This window comes from Microbispora sp. GKU 823 (assembly GCF_002027145.1).
Taxonomy (GTDB): domain Bacteria; phylum Actinomycetota; class Actinomycetes; order Streptosporangiales; family Streptosporangiaceae; genus Microbispora; species Microbispora siamensis.
The window spans coordinates 27,257-43,324 of record NZ_MWJN01000009.1; the positions used below are offsets into that span (position 1 = coordinate 27,257).

15 protein-coding genes and 1 pseudogene are annotated in these 16,068 nt (G+C 70.3%); 5 read left to right on the forward strand and 11 right to left on the reverse strand.

The features are described from left to right. Positions 1 to 11: 11 nt before the first annotated feature. Complete coding sequence (locus tag B1L11_RS07280; protein WP_079313778.1) at positions 12 to 2,453, reverse strand: FAD-dependent oxidoreductase; 2,442 nt, start codon at positions 2,451 to 2,453, stop codon at positions 12 to 14. A gap of 72 nt (positions 2,454 to 2,525) precedes the next feature. Between B1L11_RS07280 and B1L11_RS07285 the strand changes: the two genes are divergently transcribed. Further along, on the forward strand, positions 2,526 to 3,443 hold the full coding sequence (locus B1L11_RS07285) for a choline/ethanolamine kinase family protein (protein ID WP_079313779.1): 918 nt from the start codon (positions 2,526 to 2,528) through the stop codon (positions 3,441 to 3,443). Between the two features lie 11 nt (positions 3,444 to 3,454). After that, positions 3,455 to 5,014 (forward strand): amino acid permease, encoded by a 1,560-nt coding sequence (locus B1L11_RS07290; RefSeq protein WP_079313780.1) that lies wholly within the window; start codon positions 3,455 to 3,457, stop codon positions 5,012 to 5,014. Between the two features lie 13 nt (positions 5,015 to 5,027). On the opposite strand, the gene lipB is transcribed toward B1L11_RS07290, so the two are convergent. From lipB to B1L11_RS07320, 7 genes are all read right to left on the reverse strand, one after another. Beyond that, positions 5,028 to 5,666 (reverse strand): lipoyl(octanoyl) transferase LipB, encoded by a 639-nt coding sequence (gene lipB / locus B1L11_RS07295; protein ID WP_079313781.1) that lies wholly within the window; start codon positions 5,664 to 5,666, stop codon positions 5,028 to 5,030. Positions 5,667 to 5,718: 52 nt separating this feature from the next. Beyond that, a complete protein-coding gene (locus tag B1L11_RS07300) occupies positions 5,719 to 5,934 on the reverse strand; it encodes a PspC domain-containing protein (RefSeq protein WP_079313782.1) in 216 nt (71 codons plus the stop codon). Positions 5,935 to 6,039: 105 nt separating this feature from the next. Beyond that, a complete protein-coding gene (locus tag B1L11_RS07305; RefSeq protein WP_079313783.1) occupies positions 6,040 to 6,837 on the reverse strand; it encodes an ABC transporter ATP-binding protein in 798 nt (265 codons plus the stop codon). Next, on the reverse strand, positions 6,834 to 7,592 hold the full coding sequence (locus B1L11_RS07310) for an iron chelate uptake ABC transporter family permease subunit (RefSeq protein WP_218670948.1): 759 nt from the start codon (positions 7,590 to 7,592) through the stop codon (positions 6,834 to 6,836). Before B1L11_RS07310 ends, B1L11_RS07305 begins: the two co-directional genes overlap by 4 nt. Continuing rightward, the gene (locus tag B1L11_RS47955) at positions 7,559 to 7,882 is read right to left on the reverse strand and encodes a hypothetical protein (RefSeq protein WP_218670949.1); all 324 of its coding nucleotides are present in this window, start codon (positions 7,880 to 7,882) and stop codon (positions 7,559 to 7,561) included. The genes B1L11_RS07310 and B1L11_RS47955 overlap by 34 nt, the downstream gene beginning before the upstream one ends. Continuing rightward, positions 7,879 to 8,913 carry an iron ABC transporter permease gene (locus tag B1L11_RS07315; protein WP_079313784.1) on the reverse strand — a complete coding sequence of 345 codons (1,035 nt, stop codon included), beginning with the start codon at positions 8,911 to 8,913 and terminating at the stop codon, positions 7,879 to 7,881. The genes B1L11_RS47955 and B1L11_RS07315 overlap by 4 nt, the downstream gene beginning before the upstream one ends. Before the next feature lie 39 nt (positions 8,914 to 8,952). Then, positions 8,953 to 10,002: an ABC transporter substrate-binding protein gene (locus B1L11_RS07320; RefSeq protein WP_079313785.1), complete on the reverse strand. Its 1,050-nt coding sequence runs from the start codon at positions 10,000 to 10,002 to the stop codon at positions 8,953 to 8,955. A 178-nt stretch (positions 10,003 to 10,180) separates the two neighbouring features. Between B1L11_RS07320 and B1L11_RS07325 the strand changes: the two genes are divergently transcribed. Together B1L11_RS07325 and rho are read left to right on the forward strand one after the other, a co-directional pair. Then, positions 10,181 to 10,759, forward strand: coding sequence for a hypothetical protein (locus tag B1L11_RS07325; RefSeq protein ID WP_079313786.1), 579 nt, complete (start codon positions 10,181 to 10,183; stop codon positions 10,757 to 10,759). 342 nt (positions 10,760 to 11,101) lie between these two features. Continuing rightward, positions 11,102 to 12,157 (forward strand): annotated as a pseudogene (rho, locus tag B1L11_RS07330) (transcription termination factor Rho); the annotation flags it as partial. Here the strand turns inward: rho and B1L11_RS07335 are convergent. The 3 genes from B1L11_RS07335 to deoC form a co-directional block, all read right to left on the reverse strand. Next, positions 12,154 to 13,029 (reverse strand): aldehyde dehydrogenase, encoded by an 876-nt coding sequence (locus tag B1L11_RS07335; protein WP_079313788.1) that lies wholly within the window; start codon positions 13,027 to 13,029, stop codon positions 12,154 to 12,156. The pseudogene rho and the gene B1L11_RS07335 sit on opposite strands and share 4 nt — an antisense overlap. 224 nt (positions 13,030 to 13,253) lie before the next feature. Continuing rightward, entirely contained in the window at positions 13,254 to 14,681 is a 1,428-nt protein-coding gene (locus B1L11_RS07340; protein WP_079313789.1) for an aldehyde dehydrogenase family protein, read from the reverse strand. Between the two features lie 15 nt (positions 14,682 to 14,696). Continuing rightward, on the reverse strand, positions 14,697 to 15,635 hold the full coding sequence (deoC, locus tag B1L11_RS07345; protein WP_079313790.1) for a deoxyribose-phosphate aldolase: 939 nt from the start codon (positions 15,633 to 15,635) through the stop codon (positions 14,697 to 14,699). Between the two features lie 207 nt (positions 15,636 to 15,842). Between deoC and B1L11_RS46585 the strand changes: the two genes are divergently transcribed. After that, a complete protein-coding gene (locus B1L11_RS46585; RefSeq protein WP_179155022.1) occupies positions 15,843 to 16,010 on the forward strand; it encodes a hypothetical protein in 168 nt (55 codons plus the stop codon). Positions 16,011 to 16,068 lie beyond the last annotated feature (58 nt).

A 16,068-nucleotide genomic window follows, 5' to 3' on the forward strand; every position in this document is an offset into this window, starting at 1 on the left:
GGCCGCACCGGCTAGCGCCAGGGCTCGGCCCTGACTCGGGCGCCCTCGGGGTCGTAGAGCGGCTCACGGGTGATGGTGGCGCCCACGCGACGGCCGTTGACGCCTACCTCGACGCGTTCACCGGGCTCGACCTCCACAGGCAGGTAGGCGTACGCGATCGAGCGGCCGACGCGGTGGCCGAACCCGCCGCTGGTGACACGGGAGACCGGACGGCCGTCCAGCCGGACGGGCTCGCCGCCCAGGCAGACGTCGCGCTCGTCGTCGAGCACCAGGCAGCGCAGCGCCGTACGGGGACGCGGCAGGGCGGCCCGGCGCTCTGCCCGTACGGCGAAGCCGAGCCCGGCCTCCAGAGGGGTGGTTTCGGGCGTGATGTCGAGGCCCCAGACGCGGTAGCCCTTCTCCAGCCGCAGCGAGTCGAGCGCGCGGTAGCCCGCCGGTCGCATGCCGTACGGCAGGCCCGCCTCGACGAGGGAGTCCCACAACGTCAGCCCGTACTCGGACGGGCAGTAGAGCTCCCAGCCGAACTCGCCGACGAACGTGACCCGCTGGGCGAGCACCGGGACGTGCCCCACGCTGATCTCGGCCGCCCGCAGGTAGCCGAAGGTCAGATCGTCGTCCGTCAGCGACGCCAGGATCTCGTACGCACGAGGCCCCCACAGGCAGTAGCACGCGTAGGCGGAGGTGACGTCGGCGACCGACAGCCCGTGACGACGCAGCAGCGCGGCGTCGTGGACTCCGAACGCGGTGCCGGTGACGAGGCGGAACCGGTCCTCCGCCAGCCGGGTCACGGTCACGTCCGCCTCGACGCCGCCGCGTTCGTTGAGCAGTTGCGTGTAGACCACCGGGTAGACCGGCGGGTGAACCTCTGCGCCCACGGGCCGATCCAGGGCGTTGCCCGCGAGCCGCTCCAGGTCAACGACAGATCCGGATATTTCCAGCTTGGCGAAAGACGTCTGGTCGAACAGCCCGGCGGCGTCCCGCGTCGCCAGGCACTCCTCGCGGATCGCCGGAGACCAGACCCGGCCCGCCCAGCCCCTCGGCCGTACAGGCCGTGCAGTCCCGTCCGACGTGGGCGGATACCAGTTGACCCGCTCCCAACCGGCCTTCTCGCCGAAGGTCGCGCCCAGCGTCTCGTGCCGCACCCAGGCGGGCGAACGGCGCAGCGGCCGGGCGGCGGTGCGCTCCTCGCCGGGATAGACGATGTCGTAGTACTTGCTGTAGGAGTCCAGGGCCCTGGCGCGGGCCCAGCGGGCCGACCGGGCATGGACACCGAAACGGCGCACGTCCATGCCGAAGACGTCGTATTCGGGAGCGCCCTCGACGATCCACTCGGCCATGACCTTGCCCACACCGCCGGCGGCGGCCAGGCCGTGCACGCAGAAGCCGGCCGCCACCCACAGTCCGGCGACCTCGGTCTCCCCCAGCAGGAACTCCCCGTCGGGCGTGAAGGCTTCCGGCCCGTGCACGACCTTGCGGAACGCCGCCGGGTCGTCGCCGTCCCCGACCGGCTTCAGTGACGGCACCCGCCTGACCGCCGAGTCCCACGACTCGCGGAACTTCGGCATGTCAGGCGTGAAGAGGGTCCGGGGCTCGGACAACGGCCGGTCGGCGTCCCAGATCTGCGGGCTCCTGATGTAGCCGCCGACGAGGATGCCGCCGTCCTCCTCGCGGAAGTACACGATGTTGTCCGGGTCCCGCACGGTCGGCGTGTCCGCCGGGACACCGGACTCCGGGGTCACCACGTACTGGTGCTTGATCGGCACGATCGGGATGTCCGCCCCGGCCATGCGGCCGACCATCCCGGCCGCCGCCCCCGCCGCGTTCACGACGGTCTCCGTGCGCACGACGTGCTCACCGTGGTCGGCGTGGTCGGCGCGCAGCCGTACGGCACGCACGCGCCCGTCGTGGACGTCGATGCCGGTGACCTCCACGCCAGTGAAGATCCGTACGCCGAGCCTGCGGGCACCCTCGGCCAGGGCGTGACCGAGCCGGGCCGGGTCGAGCCAGCCGTCACCGGGCAGCCACAGCGACCCGAGGACGTCGCCCACCTCCAGCAGCGGCAGCCGGTCGAGCGTGCCCCGGGGGTCGAGCACCTCCAGGTCGAGCCCGTACGTCTCGGCGGCCCCGGCCTGGCGCAGCAGTTCCTCCATGCGCTCGGGGGTGGTGGCCAGGCGCAGGCCGCCCACGCCGTGCCAGCCCGGATCGAGCCCGGTCAGCTCGCGCAACTCCGGGTAGAGACCGGCCGAGTACATGATCATCCGGGTCTGCGTCACGGTGGACCTGAGCTGGCCGACGAAGCCGGCGGAGTGCCAGGTCGTGCCCTCGGTGAGGTCGTGCCGTTCGACCAGGATCACGTCGGTCCAGCCGAGCCGGGCGAGGTGATAGGCGACGCTGCATCCGGCCACTCCGCCACCGATGACGACGGCGTGGGCGTCTGCGGGAAGTTGCGACATCGGTACCGTCCTGTAACACCCGGCCCAGACAATCGGATCAATGGTCTGAAGGTAGACCAAAAGGAGCCGGGCATGCCAGATCCCGTCGCAGACGCAATGGATCTCGTCACGGCCTGGGCCGGGCGGCCCCTGACCTTCACGACGATCAAGGGCGGGCTCAGCCACCACATCGCCAGGGTCGACAGCGAGGACGGCGACCGCTGGCTCCTGCGGGTGCTCGACCCGCGCATCGCCGAGACCGGTCTCGGCATCCCGCTCGACCAGGAGATCGCCAACACGGTCGCCGCGGCGTCGTCCGGGATCGGCCCCCGCGTCGTCCACGTGCTGCCGGGCGTCCTCCTCCTGGAATACCTCGACGGAGTCACCCTCGACGCCCCGGCCGTGGCCGCGCGGATCGAGCAGGTGGCGGACGCCTGCCGCCGCCTGCACGCCGGCCCCCGCTTCGGCAACGATTTCTCGATCTTCGACAAGCTCCGCGAGTTCGTGGCGCGGTGCCGCGCCTGCGGCCTGGCCCTCCCCGCCGGGTACGAGGACGTGCTGCCGGTCGTAGCCGACATCGAGGCGGCGCTGGCCCGGCGGCCGCTTCCCACGGTCCCCTGCCACAACGACCTGCTGGCCGAGAACCTGATCGCCACCGGCGACGGTGTCCGGATCGTCGACTACCAGCTCTCCGGCAACAACGACCCCTGTTTCGAGCTGGGGGACATCGCCGCCGAGTCCGATTTCAACCCCGACCAGGTCGTACGGCTCACGCGGGCCTATTTCGGCGACGACGAGCACGTCCCCCGGGTGCGGCTGAACCTGATCATGTCCAACCTCACCTGGACCCTCTGGTTCGTCATCCACCAGGGGCTGGTCCGCTCCGGGGCCCTGCCCGGATTCGACTACTCCGCCGAGGCCGCCGACAAGTTCGCCCAAGCCGTACGCGACCTCGGGGATCCCAGCTTCGGACGCCTGCTCGACGGCGTCCGGAAACTCCGCACCGGTTAGAGGAGGCCTCAGTGGCGCAAGCCCTCGACGACGACGCCAAACGACTAGCGGAACTCGGCTACAAGCAGGAACTGGCCCGCACCTGGAGCGGGTTCTCCAACTTCGCGATCTCCTTCTCCATCATCTCGATCCTGGCCGGGTGCTTCACCACCTTCAGCCAGGCGTGGAACAACGGCGGACCCCTTGCGATCTCCATCGGCTGGCCGCTGATCTCGGCGTTCATTCTGATCATCGGGTTCTGCATGGCGGAGCTGGTCTCCGCGTACCCGACGGCGGGCGGCATCTACTGGTGGGCCGCGAAGCTGGGCAGGCCGGTCCACGGCTGGTTCACCGGCTGGCTCAACCTGATCGGCCTGATCGCGGTGACCGCGTCGGTCGACTACGGCTGCGCGACGTTCCTGAACATCACGATCGGCCGGTTCAGCGACTCCTGGGCCAACGGCGACGCGCTGCGCCAGACGTTCCTGCTGTTCGCGATCGTCCTGGTGCTGCACGCGTTGATCAACATCTTCAGCCACCGCCTGATCTCACTACTGCAGAACGTCTCGGTGTGGTGGCACGTGTTCGGCGCGGCGGCCGTCGTGCTGATCCTGATCTTCGGCCCGTCGAAGCACCAGAACGTGGGCTTCCTGTTCGAGACGTTCAACCACTCCGGCTTCGGCGACGGCGACTCGGGCCCGACGTTCTGGCTGTACGTGCTGCCGCTGGGCTTCCTGCTCACTCAGTACACGATCACCGGCTTCGACGCCTGCGCCCACGTGTCGGAGGAGACCCACGGCGCGGCCCGCACCGCGGCCAAGGGCCTGTGGCAGTCGATCTTCTACTCCGCGATCGGCGGCTGGATCCTGCTGCTGTCGTTCCTGTTCGCGGCCACGAACGTGGACGCGGTCGACGCCGAGGGCGGCTTCGTCGGAGCCATCTTCACCTCGTCGCTGTCGTCCACCCTCGCCACCGTCGTCTTCGGCATCTCCACGATCGGGCAGTTCTTCTGCGGCATGAGCTGCGTGACCTCGATGTCGCGGATGACGTACGCGTTCTCCCGCGACGGCGCGGTGCCGGGCTGGCGGCTGTGGTCGAAGGTCGACCGCAACCGCACGCCGGTCAACGCGATCATCGGCGGCTGCGGGGTCGCGCTGCTGATCACGCTGCCCGCGCTCTACGCGCCCGAGGGCACGACGACCCCGGTGGCGTTCCTCGCCGTGGTGTCCATCGCGGTGATCGGGCTCTACCTGGCGTTCCTCATCCCGATCTGGCTGCGCCTGCGCGCCGGGGACTCCTTCCAGCCCGGGCCGTGGACCCTCGGCCGCAAGTACAAGGCGCTGTCCTGGATCGCCGTGATCGAGATCGCGATCATCTCGATCTACTTCATCCTGCCCATCGCCCCCGCCGGCGTCCCGGGCACCAAGGACTTCACCTGGACGTCGGTGAACTACGCCCCCATCGCCGTGGGCGCCGTGCTCATCGGCATCGCGCTGTGGTGGCACCTGTCCGCCAAGCACTGGTTCACCGGGCCCCGCCGTACGGTTGACGATATGGGCGACGACGTCGGCGAGCCCGAGCCCGTCGCGTGACCCGCTAGAACCCTCAGGAGGCCTCGAACGCCTCCGCGACGACTCGGCGGGTCTCCTCCATGGAGGCCCGTCCGAGCTCGCGGGCGATCGAGGTCATCTCCACGTCGGGCATGCCGCAGGGGACGGCGAGGTCCCACGGCGTGAGGTCGCCGTCCACGTTGAGCGCGAAGCCGTGGCTGGTGACCGACCGGCTCGACCGCATGCCGATCGAGACGATCTTCCGCCCGGTGTCCCGGGTCCACACACCGGTGAGCAGCTCCGACCCGGGCGGGGTGTCGCGGCGCTCGGCCGGGACGCCGAGCTTGCCCAGCGCCTCGACCAGCCGCAGCTCGACCTCGCGGATGTAGTCGACCACGCCCTCGCCGTCGCGCAGCTTCACGACGAGATAGCCGACGAGCTGCCCGGGCCCGTGATAGGTGAGCTGGCCGCCGCGGCCGGTCGGCACCACGGGGATGCCGGCCGACGGGTCGGGCAGGTGGGTCTCCAGCGTCCGCTTGCCGACCGTGAAGACCGGCGGATGACTGAGCAGCCACAAGGTGTCGGGCCGCGCGTCGTCCTGCCGTTCCTCGACCAGCGCGGCCATGCGCTCCATGGCCTTCTCGTAGTCGACCAGGTCGTCCTGGACCAGCGTCAGGGGCCGTTGCCGCATCATCGCTCACCTCTCCTGATGTGAGCATAAACGGGCCCGCGCGGCCGCGTGCCGCCTACCTCCGCCCGTACGAGTAGTCGTAGTGCGGGGCGGAAGCGGCCGGGGCCTTGGGGAACAGCACCCACATGATGAGGTAGGCCACGAACTGCGGACCCGGCAAGATGCAGGACAGCAGGAACAGCACCCGCACGACCGTCGGCGACATGCCGTACCGGTCCGCGATCCCCCCGCAGACGCCAGCGATGATCTTGTGCTGCCTCGATCGGTACATCGATCGGCTCCTTTCGTCATCCGGTTCAACGGACGGCGTCGGGAGTCACGTTCCACGAGGAACCCTGAGAAAACCCCGATCCCCCGACCCTGAGGTGACAGGGGCCTATCCGCGCTGCCAGGGGGCGCCCGGTACGACCAGTGGGCCGCCCGTGACCGGGTCCGGCACGACGACCGACGTGAGTCCGAAGACCTCGTGGACCAGATCGGCGGTGATGATGTCGCCCGGTGCGCCCTGGGCGACGATTCGTCCCGCCTTCATGGCGATGAGGTGGTCGGCGTAGCGAGCGGCCTGGTTGAGGTCGTGCAGGACGACGACGACGGTCCGGCCGCGCTCGCGGTTGAGCTGCCGGACCAGGTCGAGCACCTCGACCTGGTGCGCGATGTCGAGGTATGTCGTCGGCTCGTCGAGCAGCAGGAGGTCGGTGTCCTGGGCGAGGGCCATCGCGATCCAGGCCCGCTGCCGCTGGCCGCCGGACAGCTCGTCGACCAGCCGCTCCGCGAGATCGCCGGTCGCGGTGCGGTCCATCGCCTCGCCGACGGCCTTCTCGTCCGCCTCCGTCCACTGCTGCCACCACTTGTGGTGTGGCTGCCGCCCGCGGGTCACCAGTTCGGAGACCGTGATCCCCTCCGGCGGCACGGGGGTCTGCGGCAGCAGCCCGATCTCCTGGGCGACTCGCCTGGTGGGGATGCGTGCCAGCTCGGTGCCGTCCAGCAGGACCGAGCCACGCCGCGGCTTGAGCAACCGGCCCAACGCGCGCAGGAGGGTGGACTTGCCGCACGCGTTGGGCCCGATGATGACCGTGACCCGCCCGTCCGGGATCTCCAGGTCGAGACCGTCCACGACCGTACGGTCCTCGTACGTGAGCACGAGCCCCTCGGCCCTCAGGCGGTTGCCGGTCATGTGGTGCCTCCGGAACGGCTGCGAGTGCGGACGATCAGCCACATCAGGTACGGGGCGCCCACCGCCGCGGTGAACACGCCGACCGGCAGCTCGATCGGGGAGAACAGCTTGCGGGCCAGCAGATCCGCGACGGTGACGATCAGGGCGCCGGTCAGCGCGGAGCCGACCAGGGGGATCTGTGCGGTGCGGGTGAGGCGGCGGGCGATCTGCGGGGCGAGCAGCGCGACGAAGTCGACCGGGCCCGCCGCGGCCGTCGCCACCGATGCCAGGACGACGCCGAGGACGGTCAGGCACAGGCGGACCCGGCCGAGCCGTACGCCGAGAGCGGTCGCCGTGTCGTCGTCGAACGACACCGTGCGCTGGGCCCGGGCCGCCCAGAACAGCGCCGGCGTCAGCACGAGCAGGATCGAGGCGAGCGGTGCGGCGTGGTCGTAGCCGCGGCCGTTGAGCGATCCGGTGAGCCAGACCTTGGCCTGCTGGGCCACCAGGTAGTCGCCCTTGGTGAGGAGCAGCTGTGTCAGGGAGCCGAGGGCCACCGAGATGCCGATGCCGATGAGCACGAAGCGGGCGGCGTGCAGGCCCTTGCGCCAGGCGAAGACGTAGACCAGCGCCGCGGCGGCCAGGCCGCCGAGGATCGAGACGTACGGCAGGGTGCTGTGCGCGGTGACGCCGAAGGTCATCGCGGCGACGGTCGCCGCGCCGGCGCCATGTGTCACACCGATCACGTCCGGACTGGCGAGCGGGTTGCGCGCCACGGTCTGGATGAAGGATCCGGCGACGCCGAAGGCGGCGCGGCGAGCAGACCGACCACGAGGCGGGGCATCCGCAGGGTGCCGACCACGAACTCGTCGGGGCTCGGCTGCCCGGCAAGCACGCGGACGACCTCCCCGGGACCGACGAACGATTCACCGACGCACAGATAGACGACGGCGGCCACGGCGAGCGCCGCGCCGAGCAGGGTGGCGACGAGGGTCGCCCTGCGGTGCAGCAGGAAGCTGCCCCGCCCCGCGCGCAGGACGGAAAACCCGGTGGGGCGTACGGTCACGCCGCCACCACCGCCTTCCTGCGTACCAGTGCGATCAGGAACGGTACGCCGAGCAGTGCGGTCATGACGGCCACCGGCACCTCCGAGGGCGGGAAGACGACGCGGCCGAGGACGTCCGCGACCAGGAGCATCACGGGACCGAGCAGGGCCGCTGCGGGAAGGACCCAGCGGTGGTCGGTGCCCACGAGCGCTCGCGCGATGTGCGGGACGGCCAAGCCGGTGAAGGCGATCGGACCGGCGGCGGCGACCGCGACGCCGGTCAGGACGGTGGCGCCGAGACCTCCGAGGATCCGCAGCAGGGGGACGTTGTGGCCGAGCCCCGCGGCCACGTCCTCCCCGAGCGCGAGCGCGTCGAGTCCCCGGGCCGTCGCGGCGACCAGCAACAGCCCCGCGAGGAGGAACGGCCAGGTCTGACCGGCGATCTCGGCGCTCCGGCCGCTGATCGAGCCGACATGCCAGAACCGGAACTCGTCCAGGGCCTCGGCGTCGGTCGTCACGATGCCGGAGACCACGGAGGCGAGCAGGGCGTTCATCGCGGTGCCGGCCAGGGCGAGCTTGACCGGGGTGGCGCCGCCGCGCCCGCCGCTGGCGATGACGTAGACCGCGACCGCCGCGATCCCCGCCCCCGCGAAGGCGAACCACACATAACCGCTCAGCGAGTGCACTCCGAGGAACGCGATCGCGCACACCACGCCCACCGAGGCGCCCTGGCTGACGCCCAGGATGCCGGGCTCGGCGATGGGGTTACGGGTGATGCCCTGCATGACGGTGCCGGCCACGGCGAGGGCGACGCCCACCATCACCCCGATGAGGGTGCGCGGCACCCGCAACGCCCGTACGACCTGGGCGTCGTCGCTGCCGCCGCCGTGCACCCCACCATGTATCAGGGCGTCCACCACCACGCTCGGCGCGATCTGGCGGCTGCCCACCGCGAGGCTGAGCAGCACGGCGAGCACCAGCAGTCCGGTGAGGACCAGCAGGAGCGCGCCCCCGGCCGTCGGGCCGATGCGGCGTCGGGTGGCACGGGACATTCGTTCGCTTTCTCGGAGCCGGGGAGGGACCGCGTGCGCCTATCCGGCGAGGTATCGCTCCAGATCCCCGACGACCTCCATGGCGGCGGTGACACCGAGGCCGAGATACCAGGTCTCGTCCGGGACCTCGTAGGCGTGCCCGGCCTTGACCGCCTTGAGGTTCTTCCACAGCGGATTGCCCTGGACCGCCGACTTGTCGGTGGCCTTCGGATCGCCGTAGACACCGGTGAAGATGACGTCCGCGTCCGCCTGGTCGATGTTCTCCGCGCTCACTTCGGCGGCGAGGTCGGGGATGTTCTGGTTGGCCGGGCGCGGGACGCCGGCGTCCTGGAGGATGGTGCCGATGAAGGAGGCGTTGGCGTAGAGCCGGATCACGCCGTTCGGCAGGAAACGCACCATCGAGACGACGGGCTTGTCGTCGCCCAGCTTCGCGCCGAGGTCCTTCACCTTGCGGTCGTACTCGGCGAGTTTCGCCTTGGCCTCCTCGGTCTTGTCGAGGGCGGCCGCGTTGAGGAGGAAGTTCTCCTTCCAGGTGAAGCCGGGACGGATGGAGAACACGGTCGGCGCGATCTTCGACAGCTCGTCGTACTGGTCGGCGGCGCGCAACTGGCTGCCGAGGATCAGATCCGGGTGCAGCCCGGCGATCGCCTCCAGGTTGAGGTTGTTGATGGTGCCGACGTTCTTCGGCGTGCCGGCGTCCTGCTTCAGGTAGGACGGCAGCTCGGGAGACCCCTCGCTGGGCGCGAAGCCGACCGGCTTGACGCCCAGGGACACGACGTTGTCGAGCTCTCCGACGTCCAGGACGACGACCCGGGTGGGCGGGGCCTTGATCTCGGTCGTGCCCATGGCGTGGGTGACGGTGCGCGGCCACTCGCCCGGCTTCGCGGCGGTCCCCATCGCGGCGGTCTTCTCCGCGGCGGTGCCGAAGTCCTCGCCGCCCTTGGCGACGGCCTTCTTGGCGGCCTCGGCGGCGGGCTTGCCTGTGTCGGCGCCGGTGCCGGTGCCGGAGGAGGTGCCGCAGGCAGCCAGTGAGAGTGCGACCGCGACGGCGCCGATACCGAGACCGATACCGCGGTGCCGGAGAAACATACAGGGCTCCCTGCCGAGAGTGATTAGGTAAGCCTTACCTTATAGGGATCTTCCCCGGTTTCATCAAGCCCGAAAAGTGTGGTTATGGTCACTGAAGTCGTCCAGCGCGCATCTCGCTGGTGATCTTCTTCTGGAAGAGGGCATATAGGGAGGCAAAAGACCGTCCTTGGAGTCTCATATGGATATAGCGACCCTGCAGGCACAGACCCGCCTGTACCTGCGCCAGAAGATCACCGTGATGGTGAACAGGTACGTCGTCCATGTGGCTCTCCCCGACGGTTCCGAGGGCGAGGTCGTGGCCTTCGCCGAGCAGAAGCGGATGGCCCTCAAGGAGCAGGTGACGCTCTACACCGACGAGTCCCGGCAGGCGACGCTGGCCGGGTTCAAGGCGCGCAAGGTCCTCGACCTCGCCGGCGAGTACGACGTGGTGGACGACGCGGGGAACCCCGTCGGCACGTTCCGCAAGGATTTCCGCCGGTCGCTGCTCCGCTCGACCTGGCACCTCCAGCAGCCGGGACTGCCGACTCTCACCGGGCAGGAGCGGAACCTCGCGGTCGCCCTGCTGCGCCGGTTCTCCGACTCGCTGGAGTGGCTGCCCTACCACTTCGACTTCAGCATCGGCGCCTCGATCGCGTTCTCGGTGGACCGCAGGTGGGGCCTGCGCGACCGGTACGCCATCGACATCCGCGACCCGCGCCTCGACCGCCGCCTGGTCATCGCCATGGCGGTGGCGCTCGACGCCCTGCAGGCCCGATAACCCACGGGGGAATTGCCGGATCACATGAGCCTGTTATAGTCAGCGACAAGCCGTATGGTTCTGGCTCCGCGGTCTGGTGACCGCCAGTGAACACTGACGAGCCCATACGCGCATCGCACGTATTCCACGAGCACCTCTCAGCCACCGGCCGAAACACCACGGGCCGACATGTGCGCTGAGACGCTGCGCCGATCCGGCCGAATCGGCCATTTCCCACCTCACTTGTACCGGCACATCCCAGACTCGAGGAGTCCCATGACCACCACCACTCTCAGCGTTCCCAAGCCGCGCAGCGTCTCCCGCACCACGCCGGCCCGTACGAAGAACACCCGGACCACCGAGGTCACCGGCCTGCTCGACCGGGCGGGCAGGAACACGGTGATCCGGACGAACGGCTACCTGCCCGGCCCGAAGGACGTGACCATCCCGGCCGCGCTCGCGGACGCGCTCGACCTGCGCCGCGGCGACCACGTCCGCGGCGTCGCCCAGAACGGCATGCTCACCGCCGTCACGGTCGTGAACGGCGAACCCGTCGACACCGCGCGGCCGCACTTCGCCGACCTCGTGCCGATCTACCCCGACGAGCGGCTGCGCCTGGAGACGACGCGCAACGTGCTCGCCACGCGGGTCATCGACCTGTTCGCGCCGATCGGCAAGGGCCAGCGCGGCCTGATCGTCGCCCCGCCGAAGGCCGGCAAGACGATGTTCCTCAAGGCCGTCGCGAACGCGATCACGACCAACCACCCCGAATGCCACCTCATGGTCGTCCTGGTGGACGAGCGGCCCGAGGAGGTCACCGACATGCGCGAGTCGGTCCGGGCCGAGGTGATCGCCTCGACCTTCGACCGTACGCCGCAGGACCACATCACCGCGGCGGAACTCGCCGTCGAGCGGGCCAAGCGGCTCGTGGAGGCGGGCCGCGACGTGGTCGTGCTCATCGACTCGATCACCCGCCTCGGCCGGGCGTACAACATGGCCGCGCCGAGCGGCGGGCGCGTGCTCACGGGCGGCATGGACGCCCGTGCCCTCCACCAGCCCAAGAAGGTGCTCGGCGCCGCCCGCAACATCGAGGACGGCGGCTCGCTCACGATCCTCGCCACCGCGCTGGTCGAGACCGGCTCGAAGATGGACGACAACCTCTTCGAGGAGTTCAAGAGCACCGGCAACATGGAGCTGAAGCTGAGCCGGAGCCTGGCCGACCGCCGTGTCTTCCCCGCCGTCGACGTCGTCGCCTCCGGCACGCGCCGCGAGGAACTGCTGCTCCGCCCCGCGGAGCAGCCGCTGATCTGGCGGCTGCGCCGGGCGTTGCAGGACCAGGAGGGGTTCGAACGCTTCCTCACCACACTGAAGAACACCGGCTCGAACGCCGAACTCCTCCTGGCCCTGGCGAAGGGCTAGACCCCGATCGGATGCCAGACGGTCTTGGTCTCCAGGAACGCCGTCATCCGCTCGATGCCGGGGTCGGCGAGCCAGTCCACGCGATCGGCCGACGGCCGGAGCACCCGCTTGAGGTTCTCCGCGGCCAGTTCCTCACACGTGACGGCCAGCTCGGGGCCGGCGCCCGTCAGGTCGATGCCGTTGACGTCCATGTGGCCCGCGAGCCAGGGGGCCATCTCGGCGGCCGAGCCGGTGAGGATGTTGACCACCCCGCCCGGCAGGTCGGAGGTCGCCAGCACCTCGGCCAGTGTGATCGCCGGCAGCGGCGCGCGCTCGGAGGCGACCACCACGCAGGTGTTGCCGGTCACGATCACCGGCGCGATCACGCTGACCAGTCCCAGCAGCGGTCCCGCCTGCGGGGCCACCACCGCGACCACGCCCGTCGGCTCCGGGCTCGACAGGTTGAAGTACGGCCCGGCCACCGGATTGGCCGATCCGAGGACCGCACCGATCTTGTCGGACCAGCCCGCGTACCAGACCAGCCGGTCCACCGCGGCGTCCACCAGCTCGCCGGCCTTCTTCGCGGAGACGCCGTCGGCGTCGGCGACCTCGGCGGCGAACTGGGCGCGGCGGCCCTCCAGCATCTCGGCGATCCGGTACAGGATCTGGCCCCTGTTGTACGCCGTGGCGCCCGACCAGCCGGGGAACGCCTTGCGCGCGGCCGAGACCGCGTCCCTGGCGTCCTTGCGCGAGGCCCTGGCCGCGTTGGCGAGGAAGTCGCCCTTGGAGGAGGTCACGACATACGACCTTCCGCTCTCCGAACGCGGGAACGCGCCGCCGATGAACAGCTTGTACGTCTTGCGCACGCTCAACCGTTCGGTGCGCTCACTCATCGAAGGTTCCAATCTCCAGAGGACGGGCCGGCTGATAGGTCTGGCCGCACCGGCACACGCCGCCGCGGTGCGCGAACCAGCCGTGCCGTACGGCGAAGCGGCGGGAGCGGCGGCCCCGGGAGAAACCCTCCCCGGCCCCCGCGCGGGCCCGGCGCATCAGGCGGCGGCGCTGCCCGTCGTCGCACCTGCTGAACGACTGGCCGGACGGGCTGCCGGAGGGATGATCACACCGCAAGGTAGGCCTCCAGACCGTGCCGCCCGCCCTCGCGGCCGTAGCCCGACTCCTTGTAGCCGCCGAACGGCGAGGTGGGATCGAACCGGTTGAACGTGTTGGACCAGACGACGCCGGCCCGCAGCCGGGACGCCATCCACAGCATGAGCGAGCCCTTCTCGGTCCACACGCCCGCCGACAGCCCGTACGGCGTGTTGTTGGCCTTCTCCACCGCCTCGGCGGGGGTGCGGAAGGTCAGCACCGACAGCACCGGCCCGAAGATCTCCTCCCGGGCGATGCGGTGCGACTGGGCCACGCCAGTGAAGACGGTGGGCGGGAACCAGTAGCCGCGGTCGGGGATCGGGCAGGCGGGCGACCACCGCTCGGCGCCCTCGGCCTCCCCGGCCTCCGACAGCTCGCGGATCTTGGCGAGCTGCTCGGCCGAGTTGATCGCGCCGATGTCGGTGTTCTTGTCCAGCGGGTCGCCGAGCCGCAGCGTGCCGAGGCGCCGCTTGAGCGCCTCCAGCAGGTCCGCGGCGACCGACTCCTGCACCAGCAGCCGCGACCCGGCGCAGCAGACGTGGCCCTGGTTGAAGAAGATGCCGTTGACGATGCCCTCGACGGCCTGGTCCAGCGGCGCGTCCTCGAACACGATGTTGGCGGCCTTGCCGCCGAGCTCCAGCGTGAGCTTCTTGCGGGTCCCCGCGAGGCTCCTGGCGATGAGGCGGCCGACCTCGGTCGAGCCGGTGAAGGCGACCTTGTCCACGCCGGGGTGGTTCACGAGCGCGGCGCCCGTCTCGCCCGCGCCGGTGACGATGTTGACGACCCCCGGCGGAAGGTCGGCCTGGCGGCAGATCTCGGCGAACGCCAGCGCGGTCAGCGGCGTGGTCTCGGCCGGCTTGAGCACGACCGTGTTGCCGCAGGCCAGCGCGGGCGCGATCTTCCAGGCCAGCATGAGCAGCGGGAAGTTCCACGGGATGACCTGCCCGGCCACGCCCAGCGGACGCGGGTCAGGACCGAACCCGGCGTACGACAGCTTGTCGGCCCAGCCCGCGTAGTAGAAGAAGTGGGCGGCGACCAGCGGGAGGTCCACGTCGCGGGACTCCCTGATCGGCTTGCCGTTGTCGAGCGTCTCCAGGACCGCCAGCTCACGCGCCCGTTCCTGGATGATCCGGGCGATCCGGAACAGGTACTTGGCCCGCTCGGCGCCCGGCATGGCCGACCACACGGGGAACGCCTTGGCCGCGGCCTGGACCGCGCGGTCGACGTCGGCCTCCCCCGCCCACGCGACCTCCGCGAGCACCTCCTCGGTGGCCGGGTTGACGGTCTTGTGGCGCTCCTCGCCCTGCGGCTCGACCCACTCGCCGTTGATGAACAGGCCGTACGACGGCCGGATGTCGACGATGTCCCGCGACTCGGGCGCGGGTGCGTATTCGAACATGCCTCAGTCCAGCCCTCAGTCCAGCGTGAAGTAGTCGGGACCGGCGTACCGGCCGGTGGCCATCTTCTGCCGCTGCATGAGCAGGTCGTTCAGCAGCGAGGAGGCGCCGAGGCGGAACCAGTCGGGGTGCAGCCAGTCCGGCCCGGCGGTCTCGTTGACCAGCACCAGGTACTTGATCGCGTCCTTGGTGGTGCGGATGCCGCCCGCGGGCTTCACGCCCACCTTGCGGCCGGTCGCGGCCAGGAAGTCGCGCACGGCCTCCAGCATGACGAGCGTCACCGGGAGGGTCGCGGCCGGCGACACCTTGCCGGTGGAGGTCTTGATGAAGTCCGCCCCGGCGATCATCGCGAGCCAGGAGGCCCGCCGCACGTTGTCGTACGTCGCGAGCTCGCCGGTCTCCAGGATCACCTTCAGATGCGCGTCGGCACAGGCTTCCTTGGTGGCGACGATCTCCTCGTACACCTTGAGGTAGTCACCGGCGAGGAACGCGCCGCGGTCGATGACCATGTCGATCTCGGCTGCTCCGGCGGCCACGGCGAGGGACGTCTCGGCGACCTTCACCTCCAGGGAGGACCGGCCGCTGGGGAACGACGTGGCGACGGACGCGACCTTCACGCCGGATCCGGCGAGGGCCTCGACCGCGGTCGCGACCAGGTCGGGGTAGACGCAGACGGCGGCGACCGGCGGCACCGACGCGTCGGCGGGGTCGGGCCGCACCGCCTTGGCGCACATCGCCCTGACCTTGCCGGGGGTGTCCGCGCCTTCCAGGGTGGTGAGGTCGACCATTCCGATGGCCATGTCGATGGCCTGCTTCTTGGCGGTCGTCTTGATGGATCGCGTGCCCAGCATCGCGGCCCGGGCGTCCGCCCCGACCCGGTCGACCCCGGGCAGTCCGTGGAGGAACGCCCGCAGCGTCGAGGGTGAGGAGGCGACCTCCGCGAGCGGAGTAGTCATAGTTGGCACGACACCAGCATCCCCGACCAGTCGGAATGATTCCAAACCCGGGGATCCCGGCGTCCCTAAGGCATCGCCTTACCCGCCTTAGAAGTCCTATGCCGTAAGGCCGTGCCAGAGATAGGGCATCCGCCCGATGTGCCGCACCACGCCTTAGACCGAACCTTGAGGAGTACGGAAAGAGACCCCGAACAAGGAGACACCGAGATGGGTCCGGAACTGCACTACCAGGTAATGATCAGCCGGGCGACCGAGCTCCAGGAGGAGGCCGCCGAGCACCGCCGCGCCCGCCAGGCGCAGGCGGGCAGGAAGGCTCAGCAGCGCTCCGGCCAGCGCCGGCTGCGTGCGGCCTTCGGCAAGCTCCGCACCTCATGAAACGCGTACGAAGGCCCGGCCGGACCCTCCCTCCCGGCCGGGCCTTTCAGCCGCCCTG